The 19,048-nt window shown below is 32.2% G+C and carries 20 protein-coding genes; 9 read left to right on the forward strand and 11 right to left on the reverse strand.

Translation table 11 applies throughout. The annotated features are described in order from the left end of the window. Positions 1–28 precede the first annotated feature (28 nt). A complete protein-coding gene (locus ACHRVZ_RS15145; RefSeq protein WP_395423472.1) occupies positions 29–238 on the reverse strand; it encodes a hypothetical protein in 210 nt (69 codons plus the stop codon). A 192-nt stretch (positions 239–430) separates the two neighbouring features. Between ACHRVZ_RS15145 and ACHRVZ_RS15150 the strand changes: the two genes are divergently transcribed. Both ACHRVZ_RS15150 and ACHRVZ_RS15155 read left to right on the forward strand, forming a co-directional pair. After that, a complete protein-coding gene (locus ACHRVZ_RS15150) occupies positions 431–799 on the forward strand; it encodes a hypothetical protein (RefSeq protein ID WP_395423473.1) in 369 nt (122 codons plus the stop codon). 430 nt (positions 800–1,229) lie between these two features. Continuing rightward, entirely contained in the window at positions 1,230–4,586 is a 3,357-nt protein-coding gene (locus ACHRVZ_RS15155) for a choice-of-anchor J domain-containing protein (RefSeq protein ID WP_395423475.1), read from the forward strand. Positions 4,587–4,658: 72 nt separating this feature from the next. On the opposite strand, the gene ACHRVZ_RS15160 is transcribed toward ACHRVZ_RS15155, so the two are convergent. From ACHRVZ_RS15160 to ACHRVZ_RS15180, 5 genes are read right to left on the reverse strand one after another with little or no spacing between them, the layout of a single operon-like run. Next, positions 4,659–5,180 carry a MepB family protein gene (locus ACHRVZ_RS15160; protein WP_395423476.1) on the reverse strand — a complete coding sequence of 174 codons (522 nt, stop codon included), beginning with the start codon at positions 5,178–5,180 and terminating at the stop codon, positions 4,659–4,661. A 52-nt stretch (positions 5,181–5,232) separates the two neighbouring features. Further along, complete coding sequence (locus tag ACHRVZ_RS15165; protein WP_395423478.1) at positions 5,233–6,834, reverse strand: hypothetical protein; 1,602 nt, start codon at positions 6,832–6,834, stop codon at positions 5,233–5,235. Next, positions 6,831–7,382: an RNA polymerase sigma factor gene (locus ACHRVZ_RS15170; RefSeq protein WP_395423480.1), complete on the reverse strand. Its 552-nt coding sequence runs from the start codon at positions 7,380–7,382 to the stop codon at positions 6,831–6,833. Before ACHRVZ_RS15170 ends, ACHRVZ_RS15165 begins: the two co-directional genes overlap by 4 nt. Positions 7,383–7,432: 50 nt before the next feature. After that, complete coding sequence (locus ACHRVZ_RS15175) at positions 7,433–7,831, reverse strand: hypothetical protein (protein WP_395423482.1); 399 nt, start codon at positions 7,829–7,831, stop codon at positions 7,433–7,435. An 8-nt stretch (positions 7,832–7,839) separates the two neighbouring features. Beyond that, a complete protein-coding gene (locus ACHRVZ_RS15180) occupies positions 7,840–8,718 on the reverse strand; it encodes a protease complex subunit PrcB family protein (RefSeq protein WP_395423484.1) in 879 nt (292 codons plus the stop codon). Positions 8,719–8,909: 191 nt separating this feature from the next. Here ACHRVZ_RS15180 and rmuC point away from each other — a divergent pair, with 191 nt between their 5' ends. From rmuC to ACHRVZ_RS15205, 5 genes are all read left to right on the forward strand, one after another. Beyond that, positions 8,910–10,283 (forward strand): DNA recombination protein RmuC, encoded by a 1,374-nt coding sequence (gene rmuC / locus ACHRVZ_RS15185; RefSeq protein WP_395423487.1) that lies wholly within the window; start codon positions 8,910–8,912, stop codon positions 10,281–10,283. A 6-nt stretch (positions 10,284–10,289) separates the two neighbouring features. Next, entirely contained in the window at positions 10,290–10,655 is a 366-nt protein-coding gene (locus ACHRVZ_RS15190; RefSeq protein ID WP_395423489.1) for a 6-phosphogluconate dehydrogenase, read from the forward strand. A 1-nt stretch (position 10,656) separates the two neighbouring features. After that, on the forward strand, positions 10,657–11,205 hold the full coding sequence (locus ACHRVZ_RS15195; protein ID WP_395423491.1) for an acyl-CoA thioesterase: 549 nt from the start codon (positions 10,657–10,659) through the stop codon (positions 11,203–11,205). 28 nt (positions 11,206–11,233) lie between these two features. Then, on the forward strand, positions 11,234–11,629 hold the full coding sequence (locus tag ACHRVZ_RS15200) for a VOC family protein (protein ID WP_395423492.1): 396 nt from the start codon (positions 11,234–11,236) through the stop codon (positions 11,627–11,629). Between the two features lie 253 nt (positions 11,630–11,882). Continuing rightward, complete coding sequence (locus ACHRVZ_RS15205; RefSeq protein WP_395423494.1) at positions 11,883–12,452, forward strand: YceI family protein; 570 nt, start codon at positions 11,883–11,885, stop codon at positions 12,450–12,452. 3 nt (positions 12,453–12,455) lie between these two features. Here the strand turns inward: ACHRVZ_RS15205 and ACHRVZ_RS15210 are convergent, their stop codons facing one another. Next, positions 12,456–13,367, reverse strand: coding sequence for a TIGR01777 family oxidoreductase (locus ACHRVZ_RS15210; protein ID WP_395423496.1), 912 nt, complete (start codon positions 13,365–13,367; stop codon positions 12,456–12,458). 98 nt (positions 13,368–13,465) lie between these two features. On the opposite strand from ACHRVZ_RS15210, the gene ACHRVZ_RS15215 reads away from it, so the two are divergent. After that, positions 13,466–14,128: a TetR family transcriptional regulator C-terminal domain-containing protein gene (locus ACHRVZ_RS15215; protein ID WP_395423498.1), complete on the forward strand. Its 663-nt coding sequence runs from the start codon at positions 13,466–13,468 to the stop codon at positions 14,126–14,128. After that, entirely contained in the window at positions 14,125–15,429 is a 1,305-nt protein-coding gene (locus tag ACHRVZ_RS15220) for an ABC1 kinase family protein (protein WP_395423501.1), read from the forward strand. Before ACHRVZ_RS15215 ends, ACHRVZ_RS15220 begins: the two co-directional genes overlap by 4 nt. Before the next feature lie 68 nt (positions 15,430–15,497). On the opposite strand, the gene ACHRVZ_RS15225 is transcribed toward ACHRVZ_RS15220, so the two are convergent. The 4 genes from ACHRVZ_RS15225 to ACHRVZ_RS15240 all read right to left on the reverse strand — a co-directional run bounded on the left by ACHRVZ_RS15225 (position 15,498) and on the right by ACHRVZ_RS15240 (position 19,047). Continuing rightward, a complete protein-coding gene (locus tag ACHRVZ_RS15225) occupies positions 15,498–16,793 on the reverse strand; it encodes a cryptochrome/photolyase family protein (protein ID WP_395423504.1) in 1,296 nt (431 codons plus the stop codon). Positions 16,794–17,000: 207 nt separating this feature from the next. Then, a complete protein-coding gene (locus ACHRVZ_RS15230) occupies positions 17,001–17,486 on the reverse strand; it encodes a hypothetical protein (RefSeq protein WP_395423506.1) in 486 nt (161 codons plus the stop codon). Between the two features lie 136 nt (positions 17,487–17,622). After that, entirely contained in the window at positions 17,623–18,063 is a 441-nt protein-coding gene (locus tag ACHRVZ_RS15235) for a carotene hydroxylase (RefSeq protein ID WP_395423509.1), read from the reverse strand. A 144-nt stretch (positions 18,064–18,207) separates the two neighbouring features. Beyond that, entirely contained in the window at positions 18,208–19,047 is an 840-nt protein-coding gene (locus tag ACHRVZ_RS15240) for a phytoene/squalene synthase family protein (RefSeq protein ID WP_395423512.1), read from the reverse strand. Position 19,048 lies beyond the last annotated feature (1 nt).

Genomic DNA, 19,048 nt, shown 5'->3' on the forward strand with positions numbered 1-19,048 from the left:
TTTGTTTCAGAAGTAAAACCAATTTAAACTATTCCTGTTTATCCTTTTTCATTTTTGTCAACCATAGATAAACAAACCAGATTACAGTTACTCCAAAAACGATTAATAGCGGTGTATAATAATCTTTGAAAAAATCATGAAAATAACTTCCAATTAAAATATAGGCAGATGCCATACAGAGTTTTATTATTGAAAATTCGGCATTTGACCAGCTCGTTTTGATTTTGAAAAAATTCATAATACTTGATTTTAGAGTTACGTATAAAAATAAGGTTTTGATTAATGGTGTACAATGTAAAGTGATGACGATTTTGATTCGTATGTTTTTTGGATTTTTAGAAATCCTCATTTAAACCAAAAGCTATGTTAAAGAACTTATTTCTTCGTATTAAAATTCGTAATATTATATAGTAATGAAAAATATAACGTCATGGAAAATAATAATTTAGGTTCTAAGAAGATAAATGGAACGCAAAAAGATAACGATACAGTGAAAGGCAAAAATGTTTCTCATAATACAGAATTAGATGCTGAAAAACTTAAAAAAGAAATAGTAATTGATGCCGCTGGAAATAAAGAAATTGTTGATCGGGCACGAAATGTAAACGAAAAGATTGTAGAAATTTCAAATGAAATAGATCCAAATAATCCGAACGTCAACCGAGGTGTTGCTACAGATGAAGAAGCACAGAAAACGGTTGAAAATAAAGATAGAAATTCTGATGTTGCTCCAAATCGTTATCCAAATTCACATCCGGATAATCATGAAGATAGAGGGAACATGAAACTAGATGAGTGATGTTTTTTACTATTCTGGATTTTGCTAAGTTTCTTATACTTAGATTTAAAATTTAAAAGCTATCTCGATTTGAGATGGCTTTTTTTGTTACATAAATTACATTTAATAAAATTAATTATAAGATTTGTTTTATTAAATTTTTTAATTACGTTAATTCGTACAATAGTATATAATTTTGTAAAGGCGATATATGCCTGATGATTTTTAAATTAATACCGAATTAAATTGAGTTTTGTTAGAGAATGTTTATAAAATGAAATACAATAAGTTTAAGTTTTCGCAATATTCGCTTAACTTTAAACGACATAAATTTGATTTCTAAAAACTTTATTTTTTTTAACGTATGAAAAACAATTACTCTGTTCGCCATCTCATGGCTTTATTAAGTTTTTTTTATTGTTGTTCTGGGAGTCTTTTTGCTCAGATAATAATGCCAGCAAAACAAACATTGCCTTACAAGCAAAAATTTGATACTTGGCCAAATGATGCAACGCCCGAGGCAACCAGCTTTTTGCCAGGTTTTCAAGGATGGGTTGCAGGAGCAAATGTTTCTGGTCCAACTCAATATATTACAGATGCTACTTTAACTGCCAATGCAACAATAATTGCGGGTAAAGATGCGGCAAATAGTGCAGGAAGCTTTTATAATTATGGCGGAAAAATAGGTTTTCTAAATACAGGAACATTTAATTTTGCACTTGGGTTTGCTTTTTCAAGTATTGGACAAACAGATATTAAAGTTCAGTATGACGCAATTACGATTAGAAATCCTTACGACGTGCCTCCAAAAACTGGTAATACACGAATCAATGAAATGATTCTGCAATATAGAATTGGAGATAATGCCCCTTTTATTAATCTACTAGATACGGCGTATAAAAATAATACAGATAATCAACTAAGTGGGGTAGCAGATCAAAATTTGAAAACAATAACAGTTGTTTTACCTGTTGAATGTGAAAACAAAGACTTAGTTCAAATTAGATGGATTTCAAAACAAGAGTCTGGAGGAGGTTCAAGACCTTCTTTTGCAATCGATAATATTGTAATTGGAAGCGATGTTACTGTACCAATTGCAGCTTCGGGTTATCCAAAAGCAGAAAATATTTATGGCGAAAGTTTTGATTTTTCTAACAAACTAAACGAAGTAGCAAAAACGTATTACGTTTTAGTACCGTCAGGAAGTGCACAACCAACAGTTCCACAATTAAAAGCCGGTCAAAATGCAACCGGAACAGCTGCTTTACAGTCTGGTTTTTTAGATATTACAAATCCAGCTGAGGCTGTTGTTAAAAATTTCGCAGGATTAAGTTTAGGAACTTCATATTCTGTTTTTTCTGTTTCTGAAGATCCTTACGGAAACATTCAGTCTGTAATTAACAAAGTTGATGCTACTACTGCAAGTGTTCCAACTCCTTTAGTATCTCCTTCAGTGGCTTCTTTAGATTTAGGTTTTTCACAGTCTAATTTTGCGTCAGATGTTTTAAGTTATAAAATTCAGGCTGTAAACCTTACGAATGATGTAGTTTTAACTTCAACGGCAAATTTTTCAATATCCAAAGACAATACTACTTTTGGTTCTTCTGTAACTTTTACTGTTGTTGATTTAGCTTCAAATGCAACACCAACGGTTTATGTAAAGTTTACACCAAATGCTCTTACTGGTTTTTCAGGACAAATAGCGCATGCAACAACTGGCGGACCTACTAGAATTGTAACACTTAGCGGAGTTGGAATTAATGCTTATCAGCAAGGTTTTAACGATCTAAATGTTTTAACAAATAGTGGATGGACACAATTTGATTTAGCAGGGCCTGTAAACAAATGGGCAGCAACAACAGTTACAAGAAATGTAAATTCTGGAACTGGAGCTGTTTTGATAAATGGATATTCTGATACGGTAGCGAGTAAAGATTGGTTGATTTCTCCAAAATTACATTTAGAGAATTTTGACAAATTTGCTTTGCTTTCGTTTTATTCCCGAAAGTTTTACGCAGGTGCTAATTTAAAATTAATGGTTTCTACTGATTATGATGGTAAAAGCAATCCTGAAAATGCTACTTGGGTAGAGATTAATGGTAATTTTCCAACTACAACGGGAACATACACAAAATCTCAATTTATTAAGTTAGACGCTTACAAAACAAGTCATACATATTTGGCGTGGGTTTATGCCACAACAGCTGGTGGATTAAACAATGCTGCCGAATGGTCACTAGATGATATATCTATTACTAATGAGCCTGGTTACATTGACACAAAACCAGTTTTAGATTTTGGAGATGTAAATGTTAATGCAGTTTCTGCAAGTCAAACATTTACTCTTAAGGCCGAAGGACAGGGAAATATTACACTTACAGCTCCTGCAGATTATCAATTATCTTTAGACAATAGTGTATTTCAGTCAAGTGTTGTGGTTACAGCGGCTGATGCATTAGCAACCAAAACAATTTATGCAAGATTTGCACCTTCTGTAAAAGCATTAACCATTTCTGGAGTTTTAACAGTAGCAGGAAGTTCTATTAATCAACAAATCGGGTCTTTCACAGGTTCTTCTATACCAAAAGCAGATACGTTTGATGTTGTAACTTACAATTTAGAGTTCTTTGGTACTGCAGTAAAAGATGCTAAAGATGTAGAATTTGGCCCAACAAATAATGGGCTACAAGTTGAAAATGTTGCCAAAGTAATGAATAAACTAGATGCTGACGTTTATGTAGTTCAGGAAGTTTCAGACGAACAGTCTCTAAAAGATTTGATAGACAAGATAAGCATTAACGGAAAAACATTTGATAAAACAATCTCAACATCATGGTCTTATTCTTTTGAGACAGTACCAGATCCCTATTTTCCGCCTCAAAAATTAGTTGTTCTTTATAATACTAAAACTACAACTGTAAAAAAGACTCGTGTAATGTTTAAGGATTTATACGATCAGGTGCAAGCAGGAACAACAACTTTACCAAATTATCCAGGTGGTAATAGTAAAAGTTTCTTCTCATCAGGACGTTTGCCTTATATGGTGAAAATTGAAACGAATATTGCCGGAGTTACAAAAGAAATCAATCTGATTGATATTCATGCACGTGCCAATAGCGGAACTGATATAAGTAAATACAACATGCGTAAATACGATTCTCAAGTATTAAAAGACAGTTTAGATCAATATTATCCAAATTCTAATTTAATCATTTTAGGCGATTATAATGATGATGTTAAAGCATCAGTAATTACGCCAAATCCTTCTTCTTATAAAATGTTTGTTGATGATACGGCTAATTATACTGCACTTACTTTAGAAATTAGTAAGGCTGGTGCTTTTAGTTACTTAAGTTCTAGCGGATTTTTAGATCATATTATGATTTCTAATGAATTGAACGATCAGTATATCTCAAATTCGATTGCCGTATATGATCCACGAGCAGATATCGCTGACTATGTCAATACAACTTCTGACCACGGACCAGTAATTGCACGTTTTAACTTAAAGGCAGATAATCTATCTACAATTGATTTTGAAACTAAAAACGGGTATTTTGTGCAAGCATTCCCTAATCCTTCAACAGATGTTGTCAATGTTCTTGTTAAAACCAGCAATGACAAAGAACTAAAGTTTAAACTTTATGATATTACAGGGCATTTAGTTGGAAATCCTATTGAAGTAAATTCATCGCAAGATTTTAGCACAACGGCAATTCCGGTAAATTATTTACCATCCGGAATATATGTTTATACGTTGACAGAAAATAATAAAGTGGTTTATAAAGGAAAGATCATCAAAAAATAAGTAGAAAATAAAAAACAGAAAAGGCAGTTCAATTTTGAACTGCCTTTTTTTATGTTTAAAAATGATATGCTTTTAAAATAAAACTTTGAATTTATCTAAATCCAAATCAGGTGTTATTTGATGAAAATAGTGCAGCTGCCATTGTTGCGTTTTCTGCGCTTGCTTGCTCGTTGTTTCGTCCCAAGGCGGATAAACTCTTGTGGCTCTTTTGCCTTCTTTTGCTGCCGTAGAAAAGATTCCTTTTTCTAATAAAACAGCTTTCGGAAAAACGAATTGCCCCAATAAATCCTCTTTTTGAACACTTACAATAACGAAATCAATCGCATCTGAAAAATCAAAAGGTTCAATTGTTCCGGATTTGTTTCGTTTCCATAAAGTTACAAACTGACCCGTTTTTGTTGGTGTAATTTTAGCCAATCTATAACAAATATGCTTTTGGTTTAACTGAAAAACATAGGCATCGTAATCGCTGCTTTCTGTTTCTTGTTGAGGTTGTGTACACTCAAAACCACAAGAATCGTAGATAGATTCTTTAGCAATAATAAGTTCTTTGGGTAATGAATCTGGATTAATCCAATTGTTGTTGAATGTCATTTATGCGAATGTTTCCGAAGTTGTTTGTTGCAAAACTACTATAAAAAGAACGCTAAAAAGAAACATTCAGCCCGAAATTTAATCCCCATTGAAATTGATTAAAAGACTGATTGTTTAATGGATTCATATAGTAATTCATTGCAGGTTCAACAAAAACATTTGTTTTTTTGTATACGCGATATTGTATTGTACTGCTTAAAGTTGAACCATATACAAAATCATTTGCATTCACATTTTCACCAATCGAATTTCCGTCAAGAGCCATATTATTAGAAATCAATTTACCTACAAAACCTCCTGTATTCAAATTGATACTTGCTTTGTTTTTGGTAAAAATAGCATACGAAACCTCCAAAGGCATTTCGACATATCGTAAACTTTGATCTAAGTTTCCAGTCTGAATATTATTACTTTGAATGTTGTTTTGTTTTAACGCATTTGTCGTAACTGTTGAAACGAAAACATAGCCCGAGTTGGTACTAATCTGCGGAGTGGCAGTTGTAATGTTTTGATTAAAATAGTCACTGGAACTTAATAACGCAGTATTTTTTGTGCCCATATAAGATATATTGGCAATACTCTGACCCAATTCATTGATTTTAAAACCAGAACCAACAGCCCATTTTTTGTTGATTTTATATTTTGTTTTAACTCCGTAAGTGCTTCCTTGTTTAGATTCATTTACGTTGCCTAAAGTTTTGTCATTTTTATAATTTTCAGAATTTGCAACTCCGGCAAAAACTTCAACAGCCCATTTTTCAGCTTTCGAAGTAGCTTTGTTTTTCTTCTCTGAAGGATTTTCAGCTATTACAATACCTTTTTCTAAATTTTGAAGTTCTGCCAATTGTACAGAATCTTGTTTGCTTAAAACATCTTTAAATTTTGAATTACTGGTTTGATTACTTGCAATTTCTTTACTTGGGAATACATTCTCGTTCTTTTGTTTTACAGCATTTTTGTCTGTCGCTTTCTGATTCTCGTTCAAAAATGAGTTCGAAGAATTGAATGCAATATTGTTACCGTTTTTAGATGTCAATTTATCTTCAAAAATAGAATTGGACAATTTATTTCTTGAATTCGAATTGAATGAATTTGTTTTGCCTGAATTAAAAGTTTTTTCGGCTAAAGCTTTATTGGCCGCTTTGATATCATTACTTAAAACTGGATTTTTTGAAGACGAATTAAAAGTATTAGCAGGCTTTGATTTAAAGCTATTCTCTTTAACAGAAGAAGCAACTGCCGTTTTTTGATTTTCTTTAGAATTATCAGATTGATTTGTATTGTTTACAGAAGAGTTGTTGTCATCAACAACAATTGATTTTTGTTCAGGCGTAATTTTTTCTGAATTATTTTCAGGATCTGCAATTGCTTTGTTTGTATTTAAATTGTCTTTTTTCTCATCAAGAACAACGCTATTATTTTCTACAGCGCTATTTTGTATGGTTTTGATTCCTGATGTAGAATTAAAATGTAAAACAGAAGGGAGTAACAAGCCTAGTAATAAGCATGCAGCAGCCGACCACCAAAGAATAGCTCTTTTTTTCTTTTTTGGTTTGTCTAATTTTTCTTCAATCTGACCCCATAATTCAGGAGGCGGAACACTTGAAAAGTCTTCCATTGATGAAAAAATATCTTCTATATTTTGCTTTTTCATGCTATTTTAAAATTTTTTATGCTCAGTATTCTTTTTTGCAAAATGTGCTTGGCCCTATTTAAGTTTGATTTTGATGTTCCCTCAGAGATCTTTAATAATTCAGCGATTTCCTTATGTTTCATTTTTTCAAAAACATATAAATTAAAAACCGTTCGGTATTGATCAGGTAAGTCTCGAATGTATTCTAATAATTTTTCTTGTTCTATCGGAATAGCGTCTAATTCTTCTTCTTCAATAAAATCTGTATCGGGATCAAAAACATCCAAAAAGAAACTTTCTTTTTTCTTCTTATTTAAGGTTTCAATAAGTTTATTAATGAAAATACGTTTTAGCCAGCCTTCAAAGCTTCCTTCAAATTTATATTGCCTGATTTTTTGAAAAACAATGACAAATGCTTCTTGAAAAACATCTTTCGCATCGTCTTCATTTTTCATATACTTTAGGCAAATACCATATAAAACAGGAGAGAACAACTGATAAATTTTCAGTTGTCCCTCTCTGTCATTTTTTATGCACAGGCGAATGTATTTTTCTAAATCGTCTTTCAAAAAGTGGTATTGTTTGGTTTGGCAAAAATAGGTCTTATAAGCTTATAAAACTATCTTTTGTAAATAGTACGAGACGCATCTGGGTTATTGCTTACAATTGTTAGGTTTTGATTGTCAATGTTTTCTATAACATAGGTCTTCCCTTCAAAAGTAATTAAGTCGTGTTCTAATTGGTCAAAAAAGCCGACTCCTTTTTCTATTGTATATGTGCTATTTCTAATTTCAACATTGTTTTTATAGGTGATTACTCTTCCATTATTTGTAAAAACAACTTTTTTATTGAATCCGATCGTTTTGGGAGTTGCCGTGTAAGGATTACTGTTTCCTCCAATTGATTTTTCCCAAATCCATGTGTTTATTATCAAACCAGAATTCGTAGTATTTGACTCTAACGAATATGCACTTGAAAAAAGACAACACACAACAATAAGTAAGAATAGCTTTTTCATAATTTAGATTATTTTAGATTTGTAATTTTATCCTGAATCGCTTTTTTGAAAGCCTTTATTTCAGTACTTTGATCAGCAGTATCTACATTGTCAATTGTGACTTTAGTAATAGTTGCACCTTGACGTAATTCAAAATAAACACCACCATGATTCGCTTCATTTGGCGTTCCGTAAGTTTTAGCTTCTCCGTCTAAGTTTAAAATTTCAGCCGGTACATTTTGCAAGAATAAAGTGTAATCTCCTTTTTTAGTTGCAGCAGTATATCTGTATTGTTTAAAATCATATCCTCCAGCCACAACATTTTGGAATTTCAAAATATTAAAATCATTGATTTGAAAGAATTTTTGACAATCAGCACCTGTACATTGATTATTAAAACTACCAATTACAATATTGTTCGTTGTTTCTGGTGTGATGCGTTTAAAAAATACTGCTTTTGAAGTTCTTGGAATCAAAATAAAATCTGAAGGGTAACTTGTTCCTCCCGTTACAACTTCACCAGGTTGAGGTGCTTTTTCATAATAGTTGACCAAAATATCACACTTGTTTTGTACAATACTAGCTATTTTTATAGAATATCCACTTGTAGGTTTAACACCTGCAAAAAGAGCAAGCAAAGCATCTTTTGTAAAATCTATAGGTGTATTTGTGCTGTTTGGGCAAGTGTTGTCATTCTGTGTAAAAGTAGTAAGCAATCGCTCTTCAGAACCAATTAAAAGAACAGTTGGTTCAGTATATAATGTTTTAGCACTGTAAGAACATAAAAGTGGAATTCCTGTAAAAGCCATATCTTCACTTGCACCGCAATCAGTATTTACATCTTCATTATTAAGAGAGCAAGCACTAAATCCAAAAGCTATAAACAAGCTTAACATTAATTTTTTCATGATAAAATTTTAAATTAGGTTATATTATACTAGATGCATTCTTTTTGAAATGGTTGCGTGAAAAATATTTTTATTTGATTTTTTTTTAATGTTTTATTTAGTTCCAAATCAGAACTAATTCGTGATATTTCAATTTTTAAGATTTTCTTCTACGTATTATTGCGTACTTTTACTTAATAAAAAAACTAGTTATGTTCGATTTCCTTCCCTATTTGTTTGCTTTTGCTATCGCACTATTTGTTGGTATATACTTAGGAAAGTTGTTGTTTTCTGCCAGATTTCAATCAGAGAAAGTAAGTCTTGAAGAAAGATTAAATGCGAATGTAAATCAGCTTCAGCTGCAAAAGGAGCAATTTGAAAATGAAAGAAGAAATTTCGAAAAACAAGTGCATTCGATCAATTCAGAAAAAGAATATATTCGAACAGAAAAAGACAGTTTAGCAATTCAGCTTTCTAAGAAAGAAGTCGATTTTGAGAATTTGTGGGAACGCCATAAAGAGCAAAAGAATGAAATAACAGAGTTGCAGGAAAAATTCACTAAAGAATTTGAAAATCTGGCGAATAAAATTCTCGAAGAAAAATCGGCTAAATTCACAGAACAGAATAGTGAAAACATGAAAAATATCTTGTTACCATTACAAGATAAAATTCAAGGCTTTGAGAAAAAAGTAGAACAGACACACAAAGAAAGCATCGATTATCACGCCGCTTTACGTCAGCAGATTGTTGGTTTAAGTGAAATGAATGCGCAAATGAGTAAGGAAACCTTAAACCTGACTAAAGCTTTAAAAGGTGATAGTAAAATGCAGGGAAATTGGGGAGAGTTGGTTTTGGAACGCGTTTTAGAAAAATCAGGTTTAGAGAAAGGACGCGAATACGAAGTGCAGCAAAGTTTTACCAATAATGAAGGTAATAGAGTTTTTCCAGACGTTGTGATCAATTTGCCAGATGGTAAAAAAATGATTGTCGATTCGAAAGTTTCTTTAGTAGCATACGAAAAATGGATCAACGAAGAATCTGAGATTCTTAAAATAGATTTCCTTAAAGAGCACGTAAACTCAATTAAGAGACACGTAGAACAACTTGGAAGCAAAAATTATCATGATTTGTACCAAATAGAAAGTCCTGATTTCGTTTTACTTTTTATTCCAATTGAACCCGCTTTCGCAATCGCATTAAATGATGACCCAGCTTTATACAACAAAGCATTTGATAAGAATATTGTCATTGTAACGCCAACAACATTATTAGCGACTTTACGAACAATCGATAGCATGTGGACCAATCAGAAACAGCAAGAAAATGCTTTTGAAATTGCCAGACAAGCCGGAGCTTTATACGATAAGTTTGAAGGTTTTGTATCTGATTTAGTTAGAATTGGAAATAAAATTAAAGATACCAAAACCGAGTACGAAAGTGCCATGAGTAAATTGGTAGACGGGAGAGGAAACCTGATTTCGAGTGTCGAAAAATTAAAGAAAATGGGAGCCAAAGCAAAAAAAGCACTTCCGGAAAATATAGTGGCCAGAGCTTCAAATTCTGATGAAAATCAATCTTTAAATTAAGATTTTATGAAAAGAGTTTTATTAATAATTGCCGCCCTTTGTGTTCTTGTTTTTACAATCTATTTTGCCTTTATTTATTATGTTCCCTATAGTGAAGGATATCGCTCTGGAGAATTGATCAGATTGAGCCATAAAGGTGTTCTGATGAAAACCTGGGAAGGAGAACTAAGTCAGGGCGTTTCAGGATCGCAAATCTTTAGATTTTCAGTTTTGGATAGTGATAAAAAAGTAATTGACGATTTGAATCAACTTCAGGGGCAGTATGTGAAATTGACATACGTTGAGCGATATAAAACATTCAGCTGGTGGGGTGATTCCCGTTTTTTTATTACCGCTGTCCAAAAAGAGAATTCCCCATTTAAATATAAATAATATGACTACAGATTTTAAACCCGTTTCTTCATCAAAAATAAGTATTTCAGAATTAATGTTACCGTCACATACCAATTTTAGCGGCAAAATTCACGGAGGTTATATTTTGCAATTACTCGATCAAATTGCTTTTGCGAGTGCCTCAAAATTTTCAGGAAACTATTGCGTAACGGCTTCGGTTGATACAGTAAATTTTTTGAAACCAATTGAAGTTGGAGAATTAGTTACCATGAAAGCTTCAGTAAACTATGTGGGAAGAAGTTCTATGATTGTTGGTATTCGTGTTGAGGCCGAAAATATTCAGACTGGTGTAGTAAAGCATTGTAATTCCTCTTATTTTACAATGGTTGCCAAAGACAGTGAAGGTAAAAGTGTTCAGGTTCCGGGACTTATTTTATCAAGTCTTGAAGAAGTTCGCCGTTTTAGAAAAGCCATTATACATATTGAGCTGAAAAAAGAGGTCGACAAACACGAAAAATTAGCCAATATCAATTCGATTGAAGATTTAGCAAGTCTCGATCAGTACAATGTTCTTTTGGAGATTAGTTAAAGATTTCATCAAATTAAAATAAAGTAAAATGGTAAAGTTTGGATATACAATTTTATATGTGCAAGATGTAGAAAAGTCAATTGTGTTTTATGAAAATACATTTGGTTTTTCGCGAAAATTTATAAGTCCGGATAATGATTATGGAGAATTAATCACTGGTGAAACAACACTTTCATTTGCATCAAAAAATCTGGCAAATCAAAATTTAAAAGAAGGTTTTATTGAAAGCAAATTAGAAAATAAACCTTTTGCAATCGAAATTGGGTTTATAACTGATAATGTCGAAGAATTAGTGCAGAATGCAATGGCACAAGGCGCAACATTAATTACCGAGCCAAAGCAAAAACCGTGGGGACAAATTGTAGCGTATGTGCGCGATATCGATGGTTTTTTAATAGAGATTTGTACTGAAGTAAAAGGATAATTATAAGTTTCCAAGATCAATCATTTTACAGACAACATTTTATCTCTTACACCAAAAAACTTTTCACAAATATTTAGCATAAAAGCAGCAACTAAAAGCAGTAAATTTTCGTAACTTTAAGTACAAGCATTTGGTTATCACCTTTTCACGGAGTACTGCCATTCGATTTTTACGCTATTACATTAAGTCCAGTTTTTTTTCTCTTCTTAAAACAAGAAAATCGATTGACATAATTGTTTAATTATTGACGATTATGAAAAAATCTACTTTATTTATTTTGCTCTTTACAGCGTATTCTTTGCTTGCTCAGGATAAATTTTTCACCAATACAGGAACAATAAATTTTGAAGCTTCTGTACCATTTTTTGAGGAAGTAAAAGCTGTAAACAGACAAGTTGCAATTGTTTTAGAGCCTAGAACAAGTACATTTATTTGTACTGTTATTGTTAAAGATTTTCGTTTTAAGTTAGATATGATGCAAGATCACTTTAACGAAAATTACATGGAAAGTCATCGTTATCCTAAAGCCGTTTTTAAAGGCAAAATTGAAAAATTTGATTTAAAGGATATAAACGAACAGGAGAAAGAATATCAAATAAAAGGCAAACTTATATTAAAAGGAAAATCGAAGGAAATCGTTGTCAGCGCTTTGATTAAAAAAATCGGAGACGGAATTCAAATAACGTCTGATTTTCCAATTTCTTATTCTGATTTTAATATCCGAATTCCCAGCAGAATTGCAGGTAAAATTTCAAAAACGGCAAACACCGAGCTTATAGGAGTTGTAAGAAGCACAGATTTAGTGTATGTAACTTTAAAATGAAAATTAATTCAGACAGCTGACAAGTACTTTTTCTAAATCAGTAAATTGAAATTCAAAGCCTGTTTTTTGTATTTTTTCAGATGAAACCCTTTGTCCTTTTAAAACGGCTTCACTCATTTCGCCTAAAACAATTTTTAAAACAAACGATGGTACTTTAGGAAGCCAAATGGCATATCCGAACAAATTCGACAGCGTTCTGGAGAATCTTGAGTTTGTTGTATTATCCGTAACACAAGCATTATACGGACCTTCTAATCGTTCGTCTACAATTGCTTTGACATAAATTTGACATAAATCTTCAACATGAATCCAAGGTAAATATTGTTTCCCGGTTCCTAAAACTGCACCAAAACCAGCTTTAAAACTGGGAACAATTTTTTTAAGAAAACCTTGGTCTTTTCCAAAAACAATTCCAGTTCTAATTTTTGCAGTTCGAATACCCAAAGTATTTAATTTATCGACACTATTTTCCCATTCCTGACAAGTAGTGCCTAAAAAATCATTTGCGGGAGGCGTATTTTCAGTGCATATTTTATGGCTTGTAATAGCGCCATAAATTCCAATTGCCGAAGCAGATACAAAAGCATCTAAAGTTTTTTCGTTTTTCTCTAACACAGAAAAAATAAGATCAATAGGTTTTGTACGGCTTTCCAGAAGAATCCTTTTGCGTCTTTTGGACCATCTTTTTTCGACAATTCCTTCGCCCGCCAAATGAATGATGTAATCAGCTTTTAGAATTGCATTTTCATTGATATAATTACTTTTTAAATTCCACTTATAATAAGTAATCAAAGGAGTGTTTTCTCTGGCAGAACGGCTTAAAACAGATACCGTAAAACCATTATCAATAAGTACATTGGTTAAATGCTTGCCTATGAATCCAGTGCCTCCGGTTAATAAAACATTTTTTGCCATGATAGTTTATAATATATTTAACAGTGCATTTTGTTTAAGGCAAAGTAAAGGTACTTAAACATTGCTTACCTTTAAGGCAAATTCTAAATTTTAATGAAATGGCAACTAAAAAAAAGACTATTACAAGAGATGAAATCGTTTCAAAATATATGGATGAAGTTTTAGAAAAAGGACAAAAACCAAAGTCGGTTTATCATTTTGCCAAAGAAAATGATTTTACAGAAGCTGAGTTTTATACTTTTTTTGGAACATTAGAAGGTTTAGAAAAAGAGATTTTTAGACTGTTTTTTGTCAATACAATTGATTTATTGCATAAGAATAATGATTATGCCGAATATGATATGAAGAACAAAATGTTGAGTTTTTACTTTACATTTTTTGAAATTTTAACCGCCAACAGAAGTTACGTTTTGCAAGCATTAAAACTTGACAAAAATCCAATAAAAAATTTAGTACAATTGACTTCGCTGCGTGAAGGATTTAAAGAATACGTTGCTGAAATCCTGACCGATGATTATAGACTTGAACAAGAAAAATTTCAAAAATTTCAGGAAAAAGCCCTTAAGGAATCTGCTTGGCTGCAATTAATGATGACCATAAAATTCTGGTTGGATGATTCTTCAGCCGCTTTTGAGAAAACAGATATTTTTATCGAAAAATCAGTCAACGCTTCTTTTGAATTAATGAATGTTGCGCCAATGAATCATTTGATAGATTTTGGAAAATTTCTGTTTAAAGAAAAAATATACAGCAAACAATGAAAACGATCGATTATATACCAACGTCAAAAATTGAAAGAGCCAGTAAATTAGTCCAGACCGGTGCAAAAATAGGAGTGAATTATGTGAAGCATTATGCTGAAAAAATAGTGAATCCGGATTTGACCCGCGATAAACTGAATGAAAATAATGCAGAAGATATTTATGACGGATTAAAAAGTCTAAAAGGAAGTGCACTAAAAGTAGCTCAAATGTTGAGTATGGACAAGAATTTTTTGCCACAGGCTTATGTGGAAAAATTTTCGTTGTCACAGTTTTCAGTTCCACCACTTTCTGCGCCTTTGGTTTTAAAAACTTTCAAAACCAATTTTGGTAAAACACCTTATGAAATCTTTGATGAATTCAATGCAAATTCAGTAAATGCGGCAAGTATTGGTCAGGTTCATTTGGCTAAGAAAGACGGTAAAAAACTAGCTGTTAAAATTCAATATCCTGGCGTTGCCAACAGTATTTCGTCAGATTTAGCTTTGGTGAAACCCATCGCGATCAGAATGTTTAATCTGCAAGGAAAAGATTCTGATAAATATTTTAAAGAAGTAGAAGACAAGCTCATTGAAGAAACCAATTATTTATTAGAATTAAAACAAAGTCAGGAAGTTGTTGCTGCCTGTGGTAAAATCGAAAATATATTATTCCCGAGTTATTATCCTGAATTTTCATCAGAGAAAATTATTACAATGGATTGGATGACAGGAATTCACCTTTCTGAATTTACAGCTTTAAATACGAATCAAGAAGTTGGTGATAAAATTGGTCAGGCTCTTTGGGATTTTTACATGTATCAGATTCATGTTTTGAAAAAAGTTCACGCTGATCCGCATCCGGGAAATTTTCTAGTTGATGATCAAAACCAATTAATTGCGTTGGATTTTGGCTGTATGAAACAAATTCCAGATGATTTTTATATTCCGTATTTCGAATTAATTAATAAAAATGTAATCACAGATCCGACACTTTTTAATCAGAAGTTGTTCGAATTAGAAATTCTTCGTCCTGATGATTCACCTTCTGAAGTTGAATATTTTACTGAAATGTTTCATGATTTATTATCACTTTTCACGAAACCATTTCAAGATGAAACTTTTGATTTTGCCGATGAAACTTTTTTCGAAAACATTGCCAAATTAGGAGAGCGTTTCTCTAATGATACGAATCTTAAAAAAATGAACGGGAATCGTGGTTCAAAACATTTTATTTATATGAATAGGACCTTCTTTGGCTTGTACAACTTAATGTTCGATTTAAAAGCGAAGATTGTAGTAGAGAATTTTAAGAAGTATTAAATATTTAGTTTCAGGTTTCAAGTTACGTAACCTGAACCTGAAACAAAGTAAACCTGAAACGAAGAGAACTACTTCAAAATTCCTGCTTTATAAGTTGCAATAGCACGATCTCTTGCAAAAGCGTGATCGACCATTGGTTCATTATAACCTAAATCAAACTCAGGAATCCATTTACGAATGTAGATTCCTTTTTCGTCAAATTTTTTCTGCTGAATTTCGGGATTAAAAACTCTAAAATAGGGCGCGGCGTCACAACCTGTTCCAGCTGCCCATTGCCAGTTTCCTACGTTTGAGGCCAATTCAAAATCCAATAATTTTTCGGCAAAATAAGCTTCGCCCCATTGCCAGTTTATCAATAAATGTTTGCATAAAAAGCTCGCCACAACCATACGAACTCGATTGTGCATATAACCGGTTTCATTGAGTTGTCGCATTCCGGCGTCGACCATTGGGTAACCTGTTGTTCCGGAACACCAGCGTTTAAAATCGTCTTCGTTATTTCTCCATTGAATTCCGTCGTAAGCTGATTTGAAATTGTGATTAACACAATTAGGGAAATTAAATAGAATCTGAATAAAGAATTCCCTCCAGATTAATTCACTTAAAAAAGTTTGATTTTTATGGTTTGCCCAATTTACTAATTTCCGAATACTAACAGTTCCAAAACGCAAATGTGGAGAAAGATATGAAGTGCTGTCTAGAGCCGGGAAATCTCGTGTTTCTTTGTAATTCGAAATTTGAGTTAAGTTATGAGGCAGAACTTTTATAGAACTTTTCTCAAAACCAATTTCATTTAATTCTGGAAACTTGAACTCGTTTTTAGCAAAATTAGAAAAGTACGGTTTAGTGTCGTATTCCGCAGCTTGTCCTGATAAGTGGTATTTCTCAATCCACTTGTTCTTATAAGGAGTATAAACGGTATAAGGAAGTCCGTCGGCTTTTGTGATTTCTTTTTCTTCAAAAACAACATGATCTTTAAATGAAAGCACTTCGATATTGTTTTGTTTTAATAAAGAAGAAATTGATAAATCACGCTGAATCGCAAACGGTTCATAATCTTTATTAAAGAAGATTTGTTGAATGTCGTATTCTTCTAAAAGAGATTTCCAAACGTCAATTGTTTTTCCTTTTTTAATTAAAACAGTAGAATCAATTACAGATAATTCAGTGTTTATTTTTTGAAGTGAATCGTAAATAAAACTAACTCTCGCATCATTTTTTGGGAGATTTTCTAAGATGTCTTCATCAAAAATAAATAATGGAATAACGGGAAAATCAGATTGCAAGGCATTGAATAATCCAATATTATCATCGAGACGTAAATCACGTCGAAACCAGAAAAAGGTTGCTTTTTGTTTTGTCATTGTATTAAAATCCGTTTTGTGGAAGTTATTTTATTACTATAATTGGAAAGATTTTAAACACATAGAAACATAGATCTTGTAAATTTAAATAGGCGTTTCACTTATTAAAAAGCACATAGTTAGGTTATGTGTAGAAAACGTGTTTTCTTTCATAATTCTTTTTTATTTATATAAAAACTATGTTTCTATGTGTTTAATTATTCTGGACTAATTGGAGAAATCTTTGTTGCTTTTTGAAGAATTAAATGTTTCTTCAATTTTTTTATAGCGATATTCAAAAATGGATTTTAGTTTATTTTTCACCATTATCTTATTCGCGAGTTGACCTAAATACCCAAACGGTAAAGCATAATGTACAACATCGGTCATTTTTGTACCACTTTCTGTTGACTCAAAATAGTGTTTGTGATGCCATAATGTGTAAGGACCGAAACGTTGCTCGTCTACAAAATATTCGTTCTCTTGTACAACAGTAATAATAGTCATCCAGTTGATTTTGATTCCCAAGAGAGGTTTTAAAGTATACGTAATTACTTGTCCGGGATACATACGTTTGCCATCGAAATCCTGAATTTCAAAATTCATATTGTCAGGCGTTATGATTTGAAGGTTTTTTGGACTCGAAAAAAAGTTCCAACATTCTTCGATATTGGAATTTATATGCTGTACTGTTTCTAATTTATATACTTTCATAAAAATCAATTATTACGAATGTTCTCGAAATACGTTTGCGTTAGGGGTTGTAGTGGAGCTCTTTTTGTGGCAGATTTTTTTCTGCTGCAAAAAAGCGGGAACGGAAGACCCGACCGAAGGGAACGCCCAAATTCTTTTACATTTTGTAATATTTAAAAGGAACGAATAACATTCCGAAACATTCTCCGTGTTCTTTGCCTAAATGTTTGTGGTGTATTTTATGTGCTTTTCGTAGGCCAATTAAGTATTTGTTTTTTGTGTTTTTAAACCATTTAAAACGCTGATGAATTAATACATCGTGAATTAAAAAGTAACATGCGCCATACGTGGTAACTCCGCAAGCAATAAAAAACAGATAGTTGAATCCGCCTTCGACACCATAATAGAAAAGAATAATACTTGGAATGGCAAAAATGACAAAGAAAATATCGTTGCGTTCAAAAGTGTCCTCGTATTTAGGTTGATGGTGATCTTCGTGAAAATACCACATAAGGCCGTGCATTATGTACTTGTGTGTAAGCCAAGTGACACATTCCATGAACAGAAAAACGCTTAAAAAGATTAAAAAAGAAATCATTTTGTATGTTTTGAATTGTTATAATTATTATATGTTCTTGTCATTTCGACGAAGGAGAAATCGCAATAGAAACTCCGTAAAGAAAAGCATCAATTTTTGTCGATCAACGAGTGTGATTTCTCCTTCGTCGAAATGACATAAAAATTACACAAGCTTCAGTTTATAAGTTACAAATGATTGTGCTAAAAGCCCGGCTTTAGTATAATTAGAAACTCTGATTCTGGAATTACCAATTTCGTAATACGGTGTGTTTTTTAGTTTTTGCAGCAGTTTTTTGTAATATATGTAAGCCGTGTAAACGCCAAATTGGGCTTCTATAGGCAGTTTTATAATTCCTTGATAGGCAACTCTAAAATCGTCCTCGATTTCTTTTATAATTGCCGATTTTGCATTTTCATCAAAAGAGTTTAAATCGACACCTGGAAAATAGTTACGGTTTAAAACCAAATTATCATCTTTTAGATCTCTTAAGAAATTGACTTTTTGAAAAGCCGATCCTAATCGCATGGCTTCATTTTTAAGCTGCTCGTATTTTTGATTGTTTCCTTTAACAAAAACTTTCAAACACATTAAACCCACAACATCGGCAGAACCGTAAATATAATCTTCATATTCGGTTTGAGTGTTGTAGTTTGATTTGATGAGATCAAGTTTCATACTTTTTAAAAAAGCCTGAACAAGATCATCAGTTATATTATATTGTTTAACCGTATGCTGAAATGAGTTAAGAATAGGGTTGAGGCTGATTCCCATTTCTATGGCTTTGTAATATTCTTTCTCGAAATCATTGATGAGGTTTTCCTTATTGTAATCATGAAACGAATCGACAATTTCGTCTGCAAAACGTACAAAACCGTAAACACTGTAAATAGCGTCACGAATGCTTGGTGACAACATTTTGACGGCTAAGGCAAAAGAAGTACTGTAGTTTTGTGTTATCAACTTACTACATTTGAAAGAAACGGAGTCGAATAGTGATTTCATT

This window comes from Flavobacterium sp. FlaQc-57, assembly GCF_044007395.1.
Taxonomy (GTDB): Bacteria; Bacteroidota; Bacteroidia; order Flavobacteriales; family Flavobacteriaceae; genus Flavobacterium.

Coding starts and splice junctions, on each gene's coding strand:
- ACHRVZ_RS15220 (WP_395423501.1), top strand. CDS start 14,125: ATGAAAACGATCGATTATATACCAACGTCAAAAATTGAAAGAGCCAGT.
- rmuC (WP_395423487.1), top strand. CDS start 8,910: ATGTTCGATTTCCTTCCCTATTTGTTTGCTTTTGCTATCGCACTATTT.
- ACHRVZ_RS15180 (WP_395423484.1), bottom strand. CDS start 8,718: ATGAAAAAATTAATGTTAAGCTTGTTTATAGCTTTTGGATTTAGTGCT.
- ACHRVZ_RS15215 (WP_395423498.1), top strand. CDS start 13,466: ATGGCAACTAAAAAAAAGACTATTACAAGAGATGAAATCGTTTCAAAA.
- ACHRVZ_RS15240 (WP_395423512.1), bottom strand. CDS start 19,047: ATGAAATCACTATTCGACTCCGTTTCTTTCAAATGTAGTAAGTTGATA.
- ACHRVZ_RS15160 (WP_395423476.1), bottom strand. CDS start 5,180: ATGACATTCAACAACAATTGGATTAATCCAGATTCATTACCCAAAGAA.
- ACHRVZ_RS15155 (WP_395423475.1), top strand. CDS start 1,230: ATGCCAGCAAAACAAACATTGCCTTACAAGCAAAAATTTGATACTTGG.
- ACHRVZ_RS15145 (WP_395423472.1), bottom strand. CDS start 238: ATGAATTTTTTCAAAATCAAAACGAGCTGGTCAAATGCCGAATTTTCA.
- ACHRVZ_RS15190 (WP_395423489.1), top strand. CDS start 10,290: ATGAAAAGAGTTTTATTAATAATTGCCGCCCTTTGTGTTCTTGTTTTT.
- ACHRVZ_RS15205 (WP_395423494.1), top strand. CDS start 11,883: ATGAAAAAATCTACTTTATTTATTTTGCTCTTTACAGCGTATTCTTTG.
- ACHRVZ_RS15230 (WP_395423506.1), bottom strand. CDS start 17,486: ATGAAAGTATATAAATTAGAAACAGTACAGCATATAAATTCCAATATC.
- ACHRVZ_RS15200 (WP_395423492.1), top strand. CDS start 11,234: ATGGTAAAGTTTGGATATACAATTTTATATGTGCAAGATGTAGAAAAG.
- ACHRVZ_RS15150 (WP_395423473.1), top strand. CDS start 431: ATGGAAAATAATAATTTAGGTTCTAAGAAGATAAATGGAACGCAAAAA.
- ACHRVZ_RS15235 (WP_395423509.1), bottom strand. CDS start 18,063: ATGATTTCTTTTTTAATCTTTTTAAGCGTTTTTCTGTTCATGGAATGT.
- ACHRVZ_RS15225 (WP_395423504.1), bottom strand. CDS start 16,793: ATGACAAAACAAAAAGCAACCTTTTTCTGGTTTCGACGTGATTTACGT.
- ACHRVZ_RS15210 (WP_395423496.1), bottom strand. CDS start 13,367: ATGGCAAAAAATGTTTTATTAACCGGAGGCACTGGATTCATAGGCAAG.
- ACHRVZ_RS15195 (WP_395423491.1), top strand. CDS start 10,657: ATGACTACAGATTTTAAACCCGTTTCTTCATCAAAAATAAGTATTTCA.
- ACHRVZ_RS15165 (WP_395423478.1), bottom strand. CDS start 6,834: ATGAAAAAGCAAAATATAGAAGATATTTTTTCATCAATGGAAGACTTT.
- ACHRVZ_RS15175 (WP_395423482.1), bottom strand. CDS start 7,831: ATGAAAAAGCTATTCTTACTTATTGTTGTGTGTTGTCTTTTTTCAAGT.